This window comes from Leptospira neocaledonica (assembly GCF_002812205.1).
GTDB classification, from domain to species: domain Bacteria; phylum Spirochaetota; class Leptospiria; order Leptospirales; family Leptospiraceae; genus Leptospira_B; species Leptospira_B neocaledonica.
This window is the reverse complement of record NZ_NPEA01000005.1, coordinates 233,045-249,167: the sequence shown is the minus strand read 5'-3', so window position 1 is coordinate 249,167 and position 16,123 is coordinate 233,045. Positions and strand designations below refer to the sequence as shown.

Sequence of the window (16,123 nt, the reverse complement as noted above, 5' to 3'; positions counted from 1 at the left end):
CGTGTGAAATATTATAAATTTATTATTAATAAAAACGAGGGAAAATAAACGTAATTCCGTAGATCATCCCTTGTGCTTTTACCTCTTCAGGGACTTTTCCGAAGTTTTGTCCTCGTAATGCATCCACACAGGATTGATCCACAAGAGCTTGTCCTTGCGAAGAAATAAGCTTAGTATCAATGACTTGGCCAGCATCATTTAGCATAAATTGGACCTTTACTTCTCCCGGTTCTATCGCCTGTCGGATTACTCTTCCCGCTCCGTCACGATAACCGTAGTTTCCTCCGCCGGGAGGAGAAAAACTTTGTTCGATTTGGCGAAGCATCCTTTTGAAATATTCGTAACCTACCAACTTCTTAGTAGGAACGCTCATGGAAGAACTTCCGTCCCAACGAAAAAGCATATCTTGTTGGAAACGGTAATTGAATGGGATTTTGGTCATTCTTCCCGTAGCCGGTGTTTGCTCCGGGGTTTGTTCGTTGGGGTTAGTAAATTCAACAGGGTCTTGTTTTAAGATAGCGACCTCGTATACTTTTTCCTCTTCCGTTTTCTTTTGGGAATTTTGAGGACTTGCCTTGGAAGGATTTCGGAAAATATTTCCCATCACGAATTCGCGAAAGGGAGACATCGTATGAAATCCTTCTTTTTTAGTGATCCCACCCGAACCTGCGGACTCCACATTGGATAATGCTTTGTATTCGTCCTTGATCCTTTTGTCTACGAACTCCTGCTCTAAGAGTACTTCGTAAAGTTTTTCCCTCTCCGCTCTTTCTTTTACCTGAACAAGAGGGTCTTCTCCCAAGATCTTAAATAGAATATTGCGTGTGAATAAATGAGCTACTAAAAAAGACGCGAATGCAAATACGAAAAACGCGGCGAATAGAAGGCGACGATCGTCTTCTTCTAAATCTCCAGTCTTGTCTATTTCACTTTTAAAAAAGGCCGGGAGCCGCATCTTCTTCTATTCTTTTGCCGAAAGCCGGAGGAACTCTGTCCATCAACTTATAAGCCTTCTCTGTGGCTACTCTGCCGGAAGAGGTTCTATTGATCAAGCCAACTCTTACCATATAGGATTCATAATGGTCTTCCAGAGTCCTTTCTTCCTCTCCGATTACTGCGGCGATTGGCTTCAAGCCGACAGGACCACCCTTGTATCGATCGATCATACATTCCAGGATCTGGCGATCCATTCTATCTAAGCCCAACTCGTCTATTCCCAGACGGGAAAATGCCTCTTCGCAGGCAGGGATACGGATCTTTCTTTCGCCTTTTACCTCGGCAAAGTCTCTCACTCTTTTGAGAAGATGGTTTGCAATCCTAGGAGTTTTTCGGGACCTTCTTCCTATCTCAAAGGCTGCGCTCTCTTCTATCTCGTAACCTAGGATCTTAGAGGATCGGAGAACAATATCTTTCATTTCGGCATCGTCATAATATTCCAAACGGAAATGGATACCGAATCTACTTTTAAGAGGATCCGAGATAAGTCCGCTTCGAGTAGTAGCACCGATCAAAGTGAAAGGTTTTAATTTGATCTGGATGGTCTGAGCAGTGATCCCTTCGCCCACAAGAAGATCGATCATGAAATTTTCCATCGCAGGATATAAAATTTCTTCTACCTTACGACCTAAAGAATGGATTTCATCTATAAATAATATATCTCTCTCTTCTAGATCCGTGAGTAATTTTGCAAGATCTGCTCCTCTTGTCAAAACGGGAGCAGATGTAACTACGATCCTTGTACCAAGTTCTTGGGAAATGATGCCTGCAAGTGTGGTCTTACCTAGACCAGGGGGCCCGGATAGAAGTACATGATCCAGGGCCTGCCCTCTTTTTTTGGCGGCTTCTACGAAAACGCCTAGATTGGACAGGATCTCTTTTTGTCCTATAAACTCGGAGAATAGGGAGGGACGAAGAGATATCTCATCGTCAAATTTATCCTCCGGATTTAAGGTATGTCCTGCCAAAAGTTTTATTCACTCCGCCAGCTTAACTGAAATTTTCAGGATCTGGCCTTTTCTGAATACGACTACTGAAACACGTTGGCCGACTTTAGAAGCCCTGATCTTAGAAACCACATCATTCGCGTTTTTGATTTTGGCTCCGTCGATCTCCAGAATCACGTCTTCAACATCGATGCCAGCTTCTGCGGCGGCACTTCCATTTTGCACTTGGCGAACGAATGCGCCTTCCGGTCCCGAAAGTTTAAGTTCTTTTGCAGTCTCTTCAGTAAGATCGTCTAACGCGACTCCCAATCGAGCACGTTTGACTTTTCCACCTGATTTTAATTCTTCTACGATCGACTTAGCTTCGTTGATCGGGATGGCAAAACCTAAACCGATAGAACCACCACTTGGGGAAACGATCATACGGTTAATGCCCACCACTCTTCCGTTAATATCCAGAAGTGGTCCTCCTGAATTTCCTTGGTTGATCGCAGCATCCGTCTGGATATAATGAACTCCTGAATTATCGATACCGCCTCTTCCTACTTTGGAGATCACTCCCACTGTCATGGATTGTTCCAATCCGAATGGAGCGCCGATCGCAATCGCCCAGTCTCCTACTTTTACTGCTGAAGAATCTCCGATCTCGATCGGTTGTAGATCTTGGTTTGCTTCTACCTTTAAAAGCGCAACGTCTATCATCGGATCCGTTCCGATCAACTTAGCGGAAACAGGTTCTTTTACATTTTTGAAAACTACTTTAAATTTATCGAAATTACGAACTACGTGATCATTAGTGAGAATATATCCTTCTTTGTTCAGGATAAAACCGGAACCTAATCCGCTCACTTTCCTTTTTTGATTTCTTACTCTACCTTGCGGCCCGTAAAAAAATTCCTGAAACGGATCGTTGTATTGAGGAACGTTGACGGTTCCTTCGGTGGCGATCAACACTACGCTTGGAGAAACATTTTCGTATACTTCTTCGAATGCTTTTTGGATAGAGACTGCTGCTTTCGCAGATGCGCTTGGTTCTCTGTCTGATTTTGCGTTTAAAAATAAAGCGCTATCATTTCCTGTTCCGCAATATAAGATCGGAGAAAGGATCACTCCGGCCATTACGGATATGCCTATCACCAGGAAATTTTTGAATCTGTCGTTTTTTTTCATGGATTCCTGCCCTCGGGAATGGGATTCCGGTAGATGAGCTTTCAGCATTCGAAGCAAAACCACTCATGTCAAGTGGCTTTCCGATTCAAAAGGCATGGCACAAATACCAGGATTTTACGTTTTTGAAGGTTTAGACGGAAGTGGCAAAAGTACCCTCTCCGTCCGGGTCTTAGACCTTCTAAACTCCAAACATGTTCCAGCAATTTGTTTTGCGGAACCAACAAGATACGAATCCGGGCTCTATCTTAGAAAATTTTTAAGCGGAGAAATAGAACTTTCTCCTGAAAAACAAATCGAAGCATTTTTAGAAGATAGAGAAGTTTCACTTCAAAGGAATATTCTACCTTCCCTCTCCCAAAAAAAAATCGTGTTATTAGATCGGTATATGTATTCCACGGCTGCGTATCAGTCTGGGGAATTTTTTTCTGCGAAAGAGATCCTGAAAAAAAATTTAGACAGAGGATTTCCCGAACCCGAAAAAGTTTTTTATCTGGAAATTGAACCGGAAGAGGCTTTGGCGAGATTAAAAGGAAGAGATACTACAAAAGATAGATTCGAAACAATCAGCGCTTTGACTAAGATCAAAAAAGCGTATGAAGAAATTCTTCCGGAAAATACCGTCCGTCTGGATGCGAAACTTTCTACGGAAGAATTAGTAAAACTGATAACCGAAAAAATCCCTTATTGAACCAAAGATTGTTGTAGAGTTTTTAAGGTTTCTTCATGGATAGAAGCTTCTCTGTCCAATTGAGCAGCGAGTTCTACCAACTTCTTCTTGCGAGCCCCGGAAGAATGATGTTTCGGTTCGGAAGAAGCAAGTTCTCTCAAATGGGTCGCTTCATCTCTTTTCTTCTTAGAAAGATTGGCCAGGTATTTTTTGAACGCCTCTTTTTGTTCTTGGGTGGATAAACTCTCTACCAATGCCTTTTCGATCAGTCTTGTTTCTTCTTCTGCGGAGAAGGAAGAAAGTGCAAATGGGAACAGGGACAGAATTGAAATTAGTCCGACAAGTGATTTGATCTTCATCTTTTACTCTATTTGATTGTTCTAAGGCCGATTTGTATTTTTGGTCCGACCGAACTCAAGTGTTTCGAAGATACCAATCCTGAACAGCAAAATTCTATATTCTCAAATTCTTAGACCCCATCTCTAAAAATCATATGAAACGATTGCTTGAAGTATTTTTGAATTTGGCTCTAAAAGATTTGGCCTATATCTATAAAAAGTTGGGAATCTTCTCTGGACTTGGCATAATCGATGAGTATGACCGTTGCCTGGTTCCAGATAATTCTTAAACCGGTTCCGTAAGAAAATTTATAACCTTGGGTGCTAATATCATGATATCCATTCCACACTCTTCCGAAATCATAAAATGGAACTAGGCTCAATGTAACTAACTGGTCCCAAAATTTGAATGTACCAAATCTCCAACGGATTTCTAAATTTCCGAAACCGATCATAGGCGCAATAAACCTTTCTTGTCGATAACCTCTAAGAGTTTGAAGACCACCCAATCCGTTGATCGGACCATCAATGGACCACATATAACGATACTCTGAAAAAGGAACTTCTCCTTTCGAATAATGAAGCCCTGCTCTTCCTGCGACCACAAGTTCTTCGAATAATTTCGGGAAAGGCATATAGAAAAATTTCCCTTGTGTAAAAAATTTCTCAAATTCGAAATCAGAACCGGCACGTTTCGCAGAAGAAGAATAATTCATTTCTAATAGAACGCCTGAATCAGGATCCGGTTCAAAGTCTCTAGTATCATAAGCAAGACCAACATGGATATAATTTACATTTCCACCATGATATCCATTAATCAAACCAGCTTGGTAGTCTTGGGTAAGTTTAGAAGTTCCGTTCGGATAAGTAGAACCCCAGCCGGTAGCCGGATCTCTTGCAACTGAATAATAATCTCCATTGGTTGCAATTCTTCCGTTAGGATAATCGTAAGTGCGGATCACATTCTGAGAAAACTCAGGAGCGATAATCCAACGAAAAGCTCCCCAAAAAGTTTTATCTACGGAGAATGTAGCAGTAGAAGAACGAAATTCATACGTATTATATAAAACATTACTTTCGTACGGATAAACGGATCCGGGAGAAGAAGGTCTGCGATAGGAAAGTGCATCCTCAAGATCGGAAAAACTTCCTCCATTTTTCAGTTCACCAGTAGGCTGGTTCCTGTCCCTATATTGAATTTCGCGTAATGTGTCAGTGCCGATCCCGAAATACTGAGAATTCTTATTCGTACTATAAGAAATGCTAGTCTTTAATCTATACGCAGTATCGAAAAGAAAAGGACTATCAAAAGTAAATTCGTAGTAGTCTGCACCTTTAGTAGTTTTGTACGCTTGCGCACCAAATCTATATTTGTAAGGTTGAAATTCGAAATAAGGGTCCTTACGATTTCCGTTCTGATATAAAAATCCTCTGGCTCCGTAACCCTGTCCTCTCACAGGATCTTCCGAAAAAACAGGAAGACCAGTTGCATACCAACCGTTTCTCTTTTCTTCCAACTCTTGTTTGGAAAGACGTTTGGATTCGTTCAGGTCGATTGCAACCTTCTCCCCTTCTGAAAAAATCGAAACAGGGATTAAGATACAGACTAGAAAAAAATGGCGAAGGGAAAACATGCGCAACCGTCTATAGGCAAGTTGAACAAGAGCGGTAAAATGTAAGCTAAAAACCTCCGAAACGTTCCTGACATTTGTGTAAAATCTTAAGTAAAGGAATCAGATTGACTGCTTGGGCAAGTCACAAAAACTCACCAACATACGCACCTATAGCTCAACGGATAGAGTACAGGCCTCCGGAGCCTGGGGTCCGGGTTCGAGTCCCGGTAGGTGCAAGGACTCGAAGCTTTTGCACGAAAGCAATTTGCAGCGATCCGTAGAGAGCGTCGCAAATGCGCCGCGAGCCAAGGATGGCGATGCGAGTGCAAAAGACGCCGTGGAGCTTAGTTGGCCAGGATGGACAACTGCGTAACGGCGAGTCCCGGTCTTTACACTCTTGATATAAAACTTTTCGTTCGATTAAAGTTTATCTTATAAGTCAGTCGTCCCACTCGTTTGATCTCGTTATACTCGATCACAGACTCCTTCGGGTCGTTACCTCGCTCCCTATGGGTCGCTGCGGTAGGTGCACTTTATAACCAATTGTCTAGTTTTAACTCTTTAATCCTTTTGAATTCTTTTTCATTATTAGTCACAAGGATGTGATCGTTAGAAATAGCTTGAGATGCTATTAATAGATCAAAAGGCCCTATCGGCTTCCCTGATTTCTCTAAGCTGAAACGCATTTTAGCAGCGATTGCTGATGAATTGCTATCGAATGGTAATATATTCAAATATCCAATAAAATCAGCCAATGCTCTCCTATTCTTTTCTTTATGAAGACTTTTTTCAACGCCAAAATATAATTCAAATTCCGTAATAGAAGAGATATAGATATTCTCTAAAGCTACCTTCTTAAATTTCTTATAAACTGAATCGGGTCTTTGATTTATGATATAAATACAAATGTTTGTATCTAAAAGATACTTATTCATATTGGATCACGCCTATCATAATCCTTAGGCTGATCCCTTTCTATTTTGAAGTCGCTGGAAAATTCATTTAGAGTATTCCAAAATCTGTCTACAGCATCCTGTATAGGAGTCAATATTACGATTTCTCCTTCCTTATGGATATAGACTTCTTTACCTTTAAATCTATATTCTTTCGGAAGACGAACAGCCTGGCTGTCTCCATTTTTGAATATTTTGGCTCGATTCATATATATACTAGAATATATATTTTTAGCAATGTCAAGACATTTGTAACATGCAAAACGGCTACATTCGCCTGAAGTTCGGCTACACGAATAATCTCTAAGAAAAGAACTTCTCATATCTTAAATCGATCTGAATAGGAAATACCGCTTATACAAGCATCTCTAATTCAGGAGAATACCTATGAAGATTATTATTACCGGTTCACTCGGACATATAAGTAAACCGCTTACCAAAAAATTGATTCAAAAAGGCCACTCAGTTACTGTCATCAGTAGTAATCCGGAGCGGATAAAGGAAATTGAAGCGATAGGCGCTATTCCTTCCATCGGCAAAATGGAAGATAAAGAATTTTTATCGCAAACCTTTCAAGGCGCGGATATAGTCTATGCCATGGAAGCAATCGGTTACGAGAGCTTTTTCGATCATAACCTGGATATAATGGAAACAATTCGTCGGATTGCAAATAGTTATAAAGTAGCTATCGAACAATCTGGAATTAAACGAGTGATTCATTTGAGTAGCATAGGAGCACATACAAATTCGAATAACGGGATACTCGCCTTTCATCATGAAGCGGAAAATATTCTACAAAAATTACCAAGCAATGTTTCGATTAAGTTTATGCGGCCAGTGGGATTTTATTATAATATGTTTGCATTTATTCAAACGATAAAGACGAGAGGAGCGATCATATCCAATTATGGAGGAGATGAAATAGAACCCTGGGTTTCTCCTTCGGATATTGCGGATGTAATTGCAGAAGAAATCGAAAAACCGTTCGAAGGAAGAAGTATTCGATATATCGCAAGTGATGAAGTTTCGCCTAACGAAATCGCAAAAATTTTGGGAGAAACGATTGGAAAGCCGGATCTGAAATGGTTGGTAATCTCCGATGAAGAAGCATTGAATGGAATGATTGCAGCCGGGATGAATCCAAAAACAGCAAAAGGTTTTATGGAAATGAATGCTTCCAGAAGAGGAGGAGTATTATATGAGGACTATTTCCGAAATCGGCCAATATTGGAAAAGACCAAATTAAAAGACTTTGCTAAAAATTTTGCTTCGGCTTATGAGCAAATGAAGTAGGCTCAACGTGAAAGACATTCAAAAACCGTATAGAATTAAGACCATTAGTGAATTTCATCAGTTGAGAGGTTTACCAAAACCCGAACATCCTCTGATTAGCGTAGTTGATTATGGATCTATTATACATTCTTCGGATTTTAATCTTACAAGTTGGACTCTCGATTTTTATTCCATTTCTCTGAAAAGGAACTCTGCTGTAAAAATGAAATACGGGCAGCAGGAATATGATTTTGACGATGGAATCTTATTCTTTATGGCTCCCGGTCAAGTTTTTAGGATCGAGATCGGTAACGACAGAAAACCGGAACATTCCGGATGGATCTTACTAGTCCATCCGGACTTCATCTGGAATTCAACATTGGCGAAGAATATTCGGAAATACGAATATTTTGATTACTCGGTGAACGAGGCCTTATTCTTGTCGGAAAAAGAGGAGATCGTATTGAACGATATTGTAAGTAATATTCGGCAAGAATATCATTCCAATATCGACAAATTTAGCCAGGATATCATTATTTCTCATATTACCACTCTACTCAATTATGCGGAGAGATTTTATCATCGTCAGTTTATCACAAGAAAGATCACGAATCATAAACTCTTGGATCGTTTAGAAGAAATTTTGGTCGAATATTTTAGAGAAGGAGACTTGAGACAAAAAGGTTTACCTTCGGTCCAATATGTAGCGGATCTATTGAATGTTTCTCCGAAATATCTAAGCGGACTACTAAACGTATTAACCGGTCAAAGTACTCAGCAGCATATACACGATAAATTGATTGAACAGGCAAAAGAAAGATTGTCTACTACCGATTTGCCGATAACCGCAATTGCTTATGAGCTCGGTTTCGAACATTCTCAATCCTTCAGTAAACTATTCAAAAGTAAGACAAAACTTACTCCAGTGGAATTTCGTCGTTCGTTCAATTAATACCGCGCAAAGGTCGGGAAATCATATAGTCAGAAACTCGATAAGCAGAATTATAATTTCCCTTGCAATTTTGAAACATTTCAATTAGTCTAATAATTCTCTGGGCAACCGGAGTCTTATGGCATCTTAAACAAACCCACCCCAATCAATTTTCTATAATCTGCGCCTTAAGCTGCGCAAAGGGTTTGTTATGCAATCAAGTATCGTCGCAAAGGACGTCTCTTTCGAATTTTCGGACGGACGTATTCTATTTCAAAATTTTAATTTTTCTTTAGGGCAAGAACGTATCGCTCTTGTGGGTCCAAACGGAATCGGAAAGTCTTACCTTGCCAAATTGATCTCAGGAGAGATCGAAACTAGCAAAGGAAAAATTTCCAGAAATTCTACAGTATCCCATCTACCTCAAAGAGAAAAACCGGAACAAATCACTGTGGAGGAATATTTACAAAACTATTCCTGGTCACTCCTTGGTGAAAAACTTTTAGCAGGAATTGATCGAAAACATTTTTGCAATCAATTGAGCGGAGGGCAATGGATGAGGGTCCGGCTCGCAGAAAAACTGGAAGACCAATTTTTAATACTGGATGAACCTACAAACGATCTGGACGGGGAAGCAAAAAAAGTTTTGATCCGATTTCTACAAGATTACAAGTATGGGCTTCTACTTATATCTCATGATCGAGAATGTCTAAAACTCTGCGAAACAATCTTAGAATTATCCAATCTTGGTTTGAACAAGTACGGAGGTGGATGGAATTCGTATGAAGAGACAAAGGAAAGAGAACGAAAAAATTCTGAGGCTGCCTTGGAAAAAGCAAGAAGAGAAAGAGATATTGCCCAGGCGGAAAGAATAGAACAGATCGATAGACAAGAAAGAAAAAATCGCAAAGGTACAAAATCAGCGTCCAAAGGTGGTACACCTAAAATTTTATTAGGAGCTCGTAAAAGAAATGCACAAACCACTTCTGGAAAATTAAACTATTCCAGCTTAGAAAAAGCAAATGACAAGATCCAAGAAGTTTATAATGTAATGGATCGATTAAAAATTGATCCTGTCATGTATGCGGATCTTTCCGGAAAAGAAATACCTTCTCAAAAACTAATCGCAGAGGCAAAAGATTTTAATGTGCGTTTTCAGGAATGGATCTATCAGGAAAATTTAAACTTCTCTTGGAAAGGAAATGTTAGGATAGTAATTAAAGGTCCAAATGGATCCGGAAAATCCACCTTATTACAAGCTCTATTAGGGTCCAATTTTGAAACAAGAGGATCTATTACATTAGGGAAATTGAATACCTTATATATAGACCAAAGATGTAACCAATTGGAGGATTCTAAGAGTGTCTTTGAAAATATAAGAGACGTTTCCAACTTAGATGAAAGCGAGATCAGGAATGGACTGGCTAAATTTTTATTTTTCAAGGACAATGTTTTCCAAAAAGTACATACGCTTAGCGGTGGAGAACGTTTGAGAGCGGCATTGGCAAGAGGACTATTAAGCACGGAAAAAGCGGAACTTCTACTTTTGGATGAACCCACAAATAACCTGGATTTGGGGAATATAGAATTTCTGGAATCACTGATCAGCGAATTCAAGGCGGGGGTTGTGATCGTTTCGCATGATGAGTCGTTTTTAGAAAACTGCGGGATCCAAGAAGAATTCACGATAAAACACATTCTAAATGTGACCAATTAGTCATTTTTTCTTGACATTTCTTTCGACTCCTGTATATCACTCCCTCTAAATATAGAATACGGAGAGAAAGATGTTCCTTCCTAAAGCTCCCCCCTATGATGCCTTGGCCTGGGCAAAAATGTCGTTCGCAGACAGGGCCCGTTTGTCCTGCCAGGCCTGGGCAGTCCAAGGTTACGGCTCCCCCCTCGGAGCTTATATCGTATACGTTTTAAAGATCGCATTGTATATTGCAGGTTGGATATATTTCTGCTCTTTCAGTCCTGGACTCGGGGCCTGGGATACCATCTCTTGGTGGTTTGTTCCGGTAGCTTTTCAAAAAGCGATCGTATGGAGTTTACTCTTCGAAGTATTGGGCCTCGGTTGCGGAAGCGGTCCCTTAACCGGAAGATACTTCCCTCCTGTAGGCGGGTTCTTATATTTTTTAAGACCTAAGACTACAAAAATGCCTTTATTCGAAGGAGCTCCAATCATCGGGGGAAGAACCAGAGGAATTTTAGAAATCGTAGCTTACGCTTCGGTTCTAGTTTATTCCGTTTTATGTTTGATCCACCCTGCTCCAGGATTCGAACAATTTTTACCAATCATCATTGGTTTAGTCATTGCAGGTATATTAGATAAAACTGTTTTTCTCGCTGCAAGAGCGGAACATTATTGGGTCACCATCGTAGTATTTGCATTCGCGCAGAACTGGATTGCAGGCGCAATGATAGTCCAACTTTCCATCTGGTTATTTGCAGGATTCTCCAAACTTAATTCTCACTTTCCAAGTGTAGTTTGTGTGATGGCAAGCAATAGTCCTTTCACACCGTTCGCATGGTTTAGAAAGGCGATGTATAAAAATTATCCGGATGATCTTCGTCCTTCTTCCACCGCAATTGCAAAAGCGAATATGGGAATCGTTCTGGAAATGGGAACTCCGATCGTTTTATTTACAGCAATCATGACTGGTTCTCAGACGGTCCTATACTTAGGACTCGGGATGATGGTATTCCTACATAGTTATATCACCAGTAACTTCCCAATGGGAGTTCCGATAGAATGGAACTTCTTAGTGGTTTACTCAGCCTTCTTCTTATTCGGAGCGAATCCAACCATCACTCCTTTTCAATTAGATTCTGCACCTGTTGCGGCTTTCTTATTCGTTTTCTCTTTGGCTCTTCCATTGATCGGAAATATCAGACCTGATTGGATTTCCTTCTTACTCGCAATGAGATATTACGCAGGAAACTGGGCGGTAAGCGTATGGATGTTCAAAGAAGATAGTTATAAAAAATTAGAGAAGCTCACCAAAACTTCTGGATGGTTGTACGACCAATTAGATATGTTCTACGAAAGAAAAGTATCCGTAGGTTTAGTGAGTAAGGTAATGGCCTTTAGACTCATGCACTTACACGGAAAGGCATTCCAAAAGTTAGTACCAAAAGCCGTTAAAAATTTTGAAAAGTACGAATGGGTAGAAGGTGAACTGATCGCAGGAATGGTAGTAGGCTGGAACTTCGGAGAAGGTCACTTGCATAGCGAACAACTACTTAGATCCGTACAAGCACAGTGTGGATTCAAGGACGAAGAATTACGCTGTATCTTTATAGAAGGACAACCATTAGGAAAATCTACTATTAATTACAGGATCCACGACGCGGAAAAAGGATTAATAGAAGATGGAAAGATAGAAGTTGCCGATTTGAAGGAACTCCAACCTTGGCCGACTAAATAATGGATTTCAGCTCCGAAGAATATGATATTTGTATCATAGGATCCGGCCCGAACGGATTGGCAGCAGCCTCCGTCCTGGCTGGTTCCGGACTTTCCGTTTTAATATTGGAAGCTTCGGATACAATCGGCGGCGGATTAAGAACAAAAGAATTAACCTTACCGGGTTTTCACCATGATGTTTGTTCCGCCGCCCATCCTATGGGCATTTTATCTCCCTATCTCAAAACACTTCCTTTGGAAAAACACGGACTCAAATGGATAGAACCGGAAGCTTCTGTGGCACATCCTTTGGATGGAGAATCTGCGGTACTTCTAAAATTGTCTTTGGAGGAAACCGCGGAGAATTTGGGTGCAGATAAAAAGTCTTATATAAAACTCATCTCTCCTTTTCTAAAAAATCCGGAAGGACTTTTGTCTGACGCGTTAGCTCCCCTTGGGATTCCAAAACATCCATTCTTATTAGCAAGATTCGGATTATTAGGTCTACGATCTGCAAAATCGATCGCAAATTCTTGGTTTAAAGAAGAAAGGGCTAAGGCATTATTCGCAGGCTGCGCAGGGCATTCTATTTTTCCGTTGGAAAAACTTTTAAGCGGGGCACTCGGTCTTTTATTCTCCCTTACGGGACATGTTCGGTCTTGGCCGGTCGTAGAAGGTGGATCCGCGATGATCGCAAAATCTCTGGAATCTTATCTTAAGGGTCTCGGAGTCAAAATCCAAACCAACTATAAGATAACAAATCTTTCGCAACTTCCAAAAACGAAGGCCATCCTTTTTGATACGAGTCCCGATCAACTTGGATCGGTTGCAGGAAATACATTATCTTCTTCTTATATACGAAGGATCTCTTCCTATAATTACGGACCCGGAGTTTTCAAGATGGACTGGGCATTGGACGGACCCATACCCTGGAAAGATCCAAGTTGTTTGCAAGCTTCCACCGTTCATGTAGGCGGAAAACTTTCCGAAATCGCAAAGGCAGAATCGGAAGTATGGTCAGGAAAACATCCAGACCGCCCCTATATGTTAGTAGTCCAACAAAGCCAATTCGATTCGACCCGAGCTCCTAAAGGAAAACATACAGGTTATGCATATTGCCATGTACCTTCGGGCTCCACAAAGGATATGGCTGAAATTTTAGAAAACCAGATCGAAAGATTCGCACCCGGATTCAAAGACAGAATATTAGCCAGACATTCGATGAATACAAAAGACTTTTACTCCTATAATTTAAACTATATAGGAGGAGCGATCACTGGAGGAGCAGCAGACCTTCCTCAGGCATTTTTCAGACCGATCGCAAAACTAAATCCATATACCACACCCGATCCTCATATTTACATTTGTTCCGGATCCACACCTCCAGGAGGAGGAGTTCACGGAATGTGCGGATACTATGCAGCCAAAACAGTATTAAAAAAAATTCATAAACTAAAATCTATTCGTTATCACAAATGAAACTAGCACCATCCGGGTCCAGAAGACAGGACAATAAAACAAAAAATAGGAATGCGATCTTAAACGCGGCTCGCAGAGTTTTCGCTACAATCGGATTCGAAGCATGTTCCACCAGGGAAATTATCCGAGAAAGTGGTCTGGCACAAGGCACATTCTACAATTATTATAAAGATAAAGAATCCGTAATGCAGGACATTGCAGACGAATTAGCTGAAGGGATCCGAAAAGGGATCAGAGAGGCAAGAGCAAAAGCGGAAACTCCTCTGGCTTTTTTAAGCGACGCATACTTTGCGGTTTTCCAAGTGATGATGCAAGATAGAATTCATTTGGATCTATTGACCAGAAACAGGGACATTATACGGGGGTATTTATTTCAAGGAGGTTCGATGACCTATATCTTGGAAGAATTGGACAGTGACTTGGAAAGAATGGTAGGGCTAGGAGGTTTTCCCGCTCATCCAATCAGAATCACTTCCGTAATGATGGTGGCAGCCGGCTTCGAAGCGATGGTCCTACTCGCAAAAGAAGATGGTTATAATCTTAGAAAATTATCCGATTATTTAGGCCTTCTTTTTCAAGGAGGGATAACCAATGTGTCAAAGGTTATCCAAGAAGATAGGGAGTTACTCGGGGGATAACGCTCTTATTTCAGTGACCGCTATTAGAACTCTTACCTATATTCTTATCAAGAAGAGGATCATTCGGAATCAAACGACAAGTTCTATTGGTTAAATATACTGTAAAAGAATCGTAATCCAAAGCGACTCCTGAGAACTGGATCACTTGTGCACAATTATCTACATCCTTCTTTTTATAATATTTGGATTCATCTAGATTAAAAACCGCCTCATCAATAAAGGATGCAGTTAAAACCTGCGTAGCTACTAAAGAACTCAATTGAGATCCTGTATAACCTTGATCAGTAAAGTAAGAATTCGCAGTTAAATAATCTCCTATTTTTGCCGCATCTAATAATTTTTTCTTGGCCTCGTCTCCTTTGTAAGTATCAGTTAACCCTAATGTATCGATCGCAACACAATTCGTAATAGAAAGTGCAATCAATAACGTAATGTAGATCTGTTTCATTGTTTTCATTTGCCTTTGTTAATTTAAGTTTTTTGTTTTTATAAAACTAAGATTCAATCCCAAGATTGCATACTGGCTCTTGTTCGCCAGGACGGTTTTTCTCTATTGTGAATTCAATTTCGAAACCTTTTCTAATAAGTTCTGCATCTTTGGAAGGTTCTCCGATCGGTATCCGTGTCGGATCTGACGCCAAAGTTCGCATTGCGGGGACCACTTTCATTCGAACCGAATAACCTTCTGGAAGATCAAATTCAGGTTCTAAGCCTTCTCTTCTGCGATCCATTTCGTCATTTATAAAAAATCTATATTGTTTTTTACCCGGCAAAAGTGGCATCCAATACTCACAATCGTAGGCGAAGTAATCCCTGCGGTCTCCTTCCATTATTTGCCGAACCCAATTTCGCTTAAGAAGATCCTTCTTATGTATATAATAATTTTCAGGAGGATTGATAGTGCGAGGAATTCGATCCTTTTCGGTATACGGAAAGTAAACATCCGGATCCAACCATTTCAAAATGAATCTATATTGATTCACCTTGTAGAAAAAACGATCTGGTTCATAATTCTTTCTATCTTTAAAATTTCTGATTTCGAACTTTAGATAATTTTGATGAAATTCTTTCGGAACCCAGCCTTTTCTATATTCACCTAACCCGGCCAAATTAATACATCCTGAGAGAATGCAAAAACTCAAAATTGTGAGAAACCGATTCATAAAATTCTTACGCACGTACCCATACGGCTTTCCCTGATTTTAGATCATCCTTTTTTGATTTCACAGGGCTTAATCGGGTCTAAATTCGGAGTAGGTTCTATTGTTGAGATAATTTCATACCAATCATAACGGCTTCTATCATTTGCCAGCCTTTCGCCTATTGTTGTTGCGTCCGGATAAGGAATTCCTTTTTCCTTAAAACTTAAACGAATAGAATGATTCGGAGGAAGATCTATTTCGGTTCGTAACTTTCCGGCATACCCTGATGTATTGAATGAAAATAGATATTTTACCCTGCCTGAAGTTGTAGGCATTCTATATTCACATCCTTCCACAAAAACAAAACGAATGTTTCTCTTAAGATCAAATGGCAAACTTTCTATACCACTATAGTATCCTTCCCAATAATCTGATTCTGGATGAATACTTCCGGGGGTTAAGAAAAAAGGGCTTACATCATCGAAGAATGCGAAAAAGGAATATATTTCTATATCTCCCCCCTTCGATCTCTTTTCATTCCTCAAATTCGAAAATTCAAATTTAATAT

General features: G+C 40.2%; 17 protein-coding genes and 1 tRNA gene. 8 read left to right on the top strand and 10 right to left on the bottom strand.

Annotated elements, in window-relative coordinates; genetic code table 11:
* Nucleotides 1-25: 25 nt before the first annotated feature.
* From CH365_RS10365 to CH365_RS10355, 3 genes are read right to left on the bottom strand one after another with little or no spacing between them, the layout of a single operon-like run.
* Nucleotides 26-925, bottom strand: coding sequence for an energy transducer TonB family protein (locus tag CH365_RS10365; RefSeq protein WP_425268551.1), 900 nt, complete (start codon nt 923-925; stop codon nt 26-28).
* Between the two features lie 7 nt (nt 926-932).
* Nucleotides 933-1,964 (bottom strand): Holliday junction branch migration DNA helicase RuvB, encoded by a 1,032-nt coding sequence (gene ruvB / locus CH365_RS10360; protein ID WP_100768496.1) that lies wholly within the window; start codon nt 1,962-1,964, stop codon nt 933-935.
* Nucleotides 1,965-1,973: 9 nt separating this feature from the next.
* Nucleotides 1,974-3,113, bottom strand: coding sequence for a trypsin-like peptidase domain-containing protein (locus CH365_RS10355; RefSeq protein WP_165782594.1), 1,140 nt, complete (start codon nt 3,111-3,113; stop codon nt 1,974-1,976).
* Nucleotides 3,114-3,207: 94 nt separating this feature from the next.
* Between CH365_RS10355 and tmk the strand changes: the two genes are divergently transcribed.
* On the top strand, nt 3,208-3,801 hold the full coding sequence (tmk, locus tag CH365_RS10350; RefSeq protein ID WP_100768494.1) for a dTMP kinase: 594 nt from the start codon (nt 3,208-3,210) through the stop codon (nt 3,799-3,801).
* Here the strand turns inward: tmk and CH365_RS10345 are convergent.
* Nucleotides 3,795-4,139, bottom strand: coding sequence for an LIC10421/LIC12816 family protein (locus CH365_RS10345; protein WP_100768493.1), 345 nt, complete (start codon nt 4,137-4,139; stop codon nt 3,795-3,797). The genes tmk and CH365_RS10345 overlap by 7 nt on opposite strands.
* Nucleotides 4,140-4,309: 170 nt before the next feature.
* Nucleotides 4,310-5,752 carry an Omp85 family outer membrane protein gene (gene omp85 / locus CH365_RS10340; RefSeq protein ID WP_100768492.1) on the bottom strand — a complete coding sequence of 481 codons (1,443 nt, stop codon included), beginning with the start codon at nt 5,750-5,752 and terminating at the stop codon, nt 4,310-4,312.
* 143 nt (nt 5,753-5,895) lie between these two features.
* Here omp85 and CH365_RS10335 point away from each other — a divergent pair.
* Nucleotides 5,896-5,967, top strand: a tRNA-Arg gene (locus CH365_RS10335).
* Nucleotides 5,968-6,264: 297 nt separating this feature from the next.
* Here the strand turns inward: CH365_RS10335 and vapC are convergent.
* Together vapC and vapB are read right to left on the bottom strand one after the other, a co-directional pair.
* Nucleotides 6,265-6,666: a type II toxin-antitoxin system tRNA(fMet)-specific endonuclease VapC gene (gene vapC / locus CH365_RS10330; protein WP_100768491.1), complete on the bottom strand. Its 402-nt coding sequence runs from the start codon at nt 6,664-6,666 to the stop codon at nt 6,265-6,267.
* Nucleotides 6,663-6,893 carry a type II toxin-antitoxin system antitoxin VapB gene (vapB, locus tag CH365_RS10325; protein WP_100768490.1) on the bottom strand — a complete coding sequence of 77 codons (231 nt, stop codon included), beginning with the start codon at nt 6,891-6,893 and terminating at the stop codon, nt 6,663-6,665. The genes vapC and vapB overlap by 4 nt, the downstream gene beginning before the upstream one ends.
* A gap of 178 nt (nt 6,894-7,071) precedes the next feature.
* Between vapB and CH365_RS10320 the strand changes: the two genes are divergently transcribed.
* From CH365_RS10320 to CH365_RS10295, 6 genes are all read left to right on the top strand, one after another.
* Nucleotides 7,072-7,977, top strand: coding sequence for an SDR family oxidoreductase (locus CH365_RS10320; RefSeq protein WP_100768489.1), 906 nt, complete (start codon nt 7,072-7,074; stop codon nt 7,975-7,977).
* A gap of 202 nt (nt 7,978-8,179) precedes the next feature.
* Complete coding sequence (locus tag CH365_RS10315) at nt 8,180-8,908, top strand: helix-turn-helix domain-containing protein (RefSeq protein WP_244283116.1); 729 nt, start codon at nt 8,180-8,182, stop codon at nt 8,906-8,908.
* 190 nt (nt 8,909-9,098) lie between these two features.
* Nucleotides 9,099-10,604: an ATP-binding cassette domain-containing protein gene (locus CH365_RS10310; RefSeq protein ID WP_100768488.1), complete on the top strand. Its 1,506-nt coding sequence runs from the start codon at nt 9,099-9,101 to the stop codon at nt 10,602-10,604.
* 70 nt (nt 10,605-10,674) lie between these two features.
* A complete protein-coding gene (locus tag CH365_RS10305) occupies nt 10,675-12,318 on the top strand; it encodes a DUF3556 domain-containing protein (protein WP_100768487.1) in 1,644 nt (547 codons plus the stop codon).
* Nucleotides 12,318-13,775: a phytoene desaturase family protein gene (locus tag CH365_RS10300; protein WP_100768486.1), complete on the top strand. Its 1,458-nt coding sequence runs from the start codon at nt 12,318-12,320 to the stop codon at nt 13,773-13,775. Before CH365_RS10305 ends, CH365_RS10300 begins: the two co-directional genes overlap by 1 nt.
* Nucleotides 13,772-14,413, top strand: a complete 642-nt coding sequence (locus CH365_RS10295; protein ID WP_100768485.1) for a TetR/AcrR family transcriptional regulator — start codon at nt 13,772-13,774, stop codon at nt 14,411-14,413. Before CH365_RS10300 ends, CH365_RS10295 begins: the two co-directional genes overlap by 4 nt.
* 10 nt (nt 14,414-14,423) lie before the next feature.
* Here CH365_RS10295 and CH365_RS10290 read toward each other — a convergent pair whose 3' ends face one another.
* Genes CH365_RS10290 through CH365_RS10280 form a run of 3 tightly spaced genes read right to left on the bottom strand, consistent with a single transcriptional unit; the run spans nt 14,424 to nt 16,100 of the window.
* Nucleotides 14,424-14,861: a TIGR04452 family lipoprotein gene (locus tag CH365_RS10290; protein WP_244283115.1), complete on the bottom strand. Its 438-nt coding sequence runs from the start codon at nt 14,859-14,861 to the stop codon at nt 14,424-14,426.
* Between the two features lie 46 nt (nt 14,862-14,907).
* On the bottom strand, nt 14,908-15,576 hold the full coding sequence (locus tag CH365_RS10285) for a hypothetical protein (protein ID WP_100768483.1): 669 nt from the start codon (nt 15,574-15,576) through the stop codon (nt 14,908-14,910).
* Between the two features lie 44 nt (nt 15,577-15,620).
* A complete protein-coding gene (locus CH365_RS10280) occupies nt 15,621-16,100 on the bottom strand; it encodes a hypothetical protein (RefSeq protein ID WP_125226310.1) in 480 nt (159 codons plus the stop codon).
* Nucleotides 16,101-16,123: the final 23 nt, after the last annotated feature.

Coding starts and splice junctions, on each gene's coding strand:
- CH365_RS10290 (WP_244283115.1), bottom strand. CDS start 14,861: ATGAAACAGATCTACATTACGTTATTGATTGCACTTTCTATTACGAAT.
- CH365_RS10285 (WP_100768483.1), bottom strand. CDS start 15,576: ATGAATCGGTTTCTCACAATTTTGAGTTTTTGCATTCTCTCAGGATGT.
- vapB (WP_100768490.1), bottom strand. CDS start 6,893: ATGAATCGAGCCAAAATATTCAAAAATGGAGACAGCCAGGCTGTTCGT.
- vapC (WP_100768491.1), bottom strand. CDS start 6,666: ATGAATAAGTATCTTTTAGATACAAACATTTGTATTTATATCATAAAT.
- omp85 (WP_100768492.1), bottom strand. CDS start 5,752: ATGTTTTCCCTTCGCCATTTTTTTCTAGTCTGTATCTTAATCCCTGTT.
- CH365_RS10295 (WP_100768485.1), top strand. CDS start 13,772: ATGAAACTAGCACCATCCGGGTCCAGAAGACAGGACAATAAAACAAAA.
- CH365_RS10320 (WP_100768489.1), top strand. CDS start 7,072: ATGAAGATTATTATTACCGGTTCACTCGGACATATAAGTAAACCGCTT.
- CH365_RS10310 (WP_100768488.1), top strand. CDS start 9,099: ATGCAATCAAGTATCGTCGCAAAGGACGTCTCTTTCGAATTTTCGGAC.
- CH365_RS10345 (WP_100768493.1), bottom strand. CDS start 4,139: ATGAAGATCAAATCACTTGTCGGACTAATTTCAATTCTGTCCCTGTTC.
- tmk (WP_100768494.1), top strand. CDS start 3,208: ATGGCACAAATACCAGGATTTTACGTTTTTGAAGGTTTAGACGGAAGT.
- CH365_RS10305 (WP_100768487.1), top strand. CDS start 10,675: ATGTTCCTTCCTAAAGCTCCCCCCTATGATGCCTTGGCCTGGGCAAAA.
- CH365_RS10315 (WP_244283116.1), top strand. CDS start 8,180: ATGAAATACGGGCAGCAGGAATATGATTTTGACGATGGAATCTTATTC.
- CH365_RS10300 (WP_100768486.1), top strand. CDS start 12,318: ATGGATTTCAGCTCCGAAGAATATGATATTTGTATCATAGGATCCGGC.
- CH365_RS10355 (WP_165782594.1), bottom strand. CDS start 3,113: ATGAAAAAAAACGACAGATTCAAAAATTTCCTGGTGATAGGCATATCC.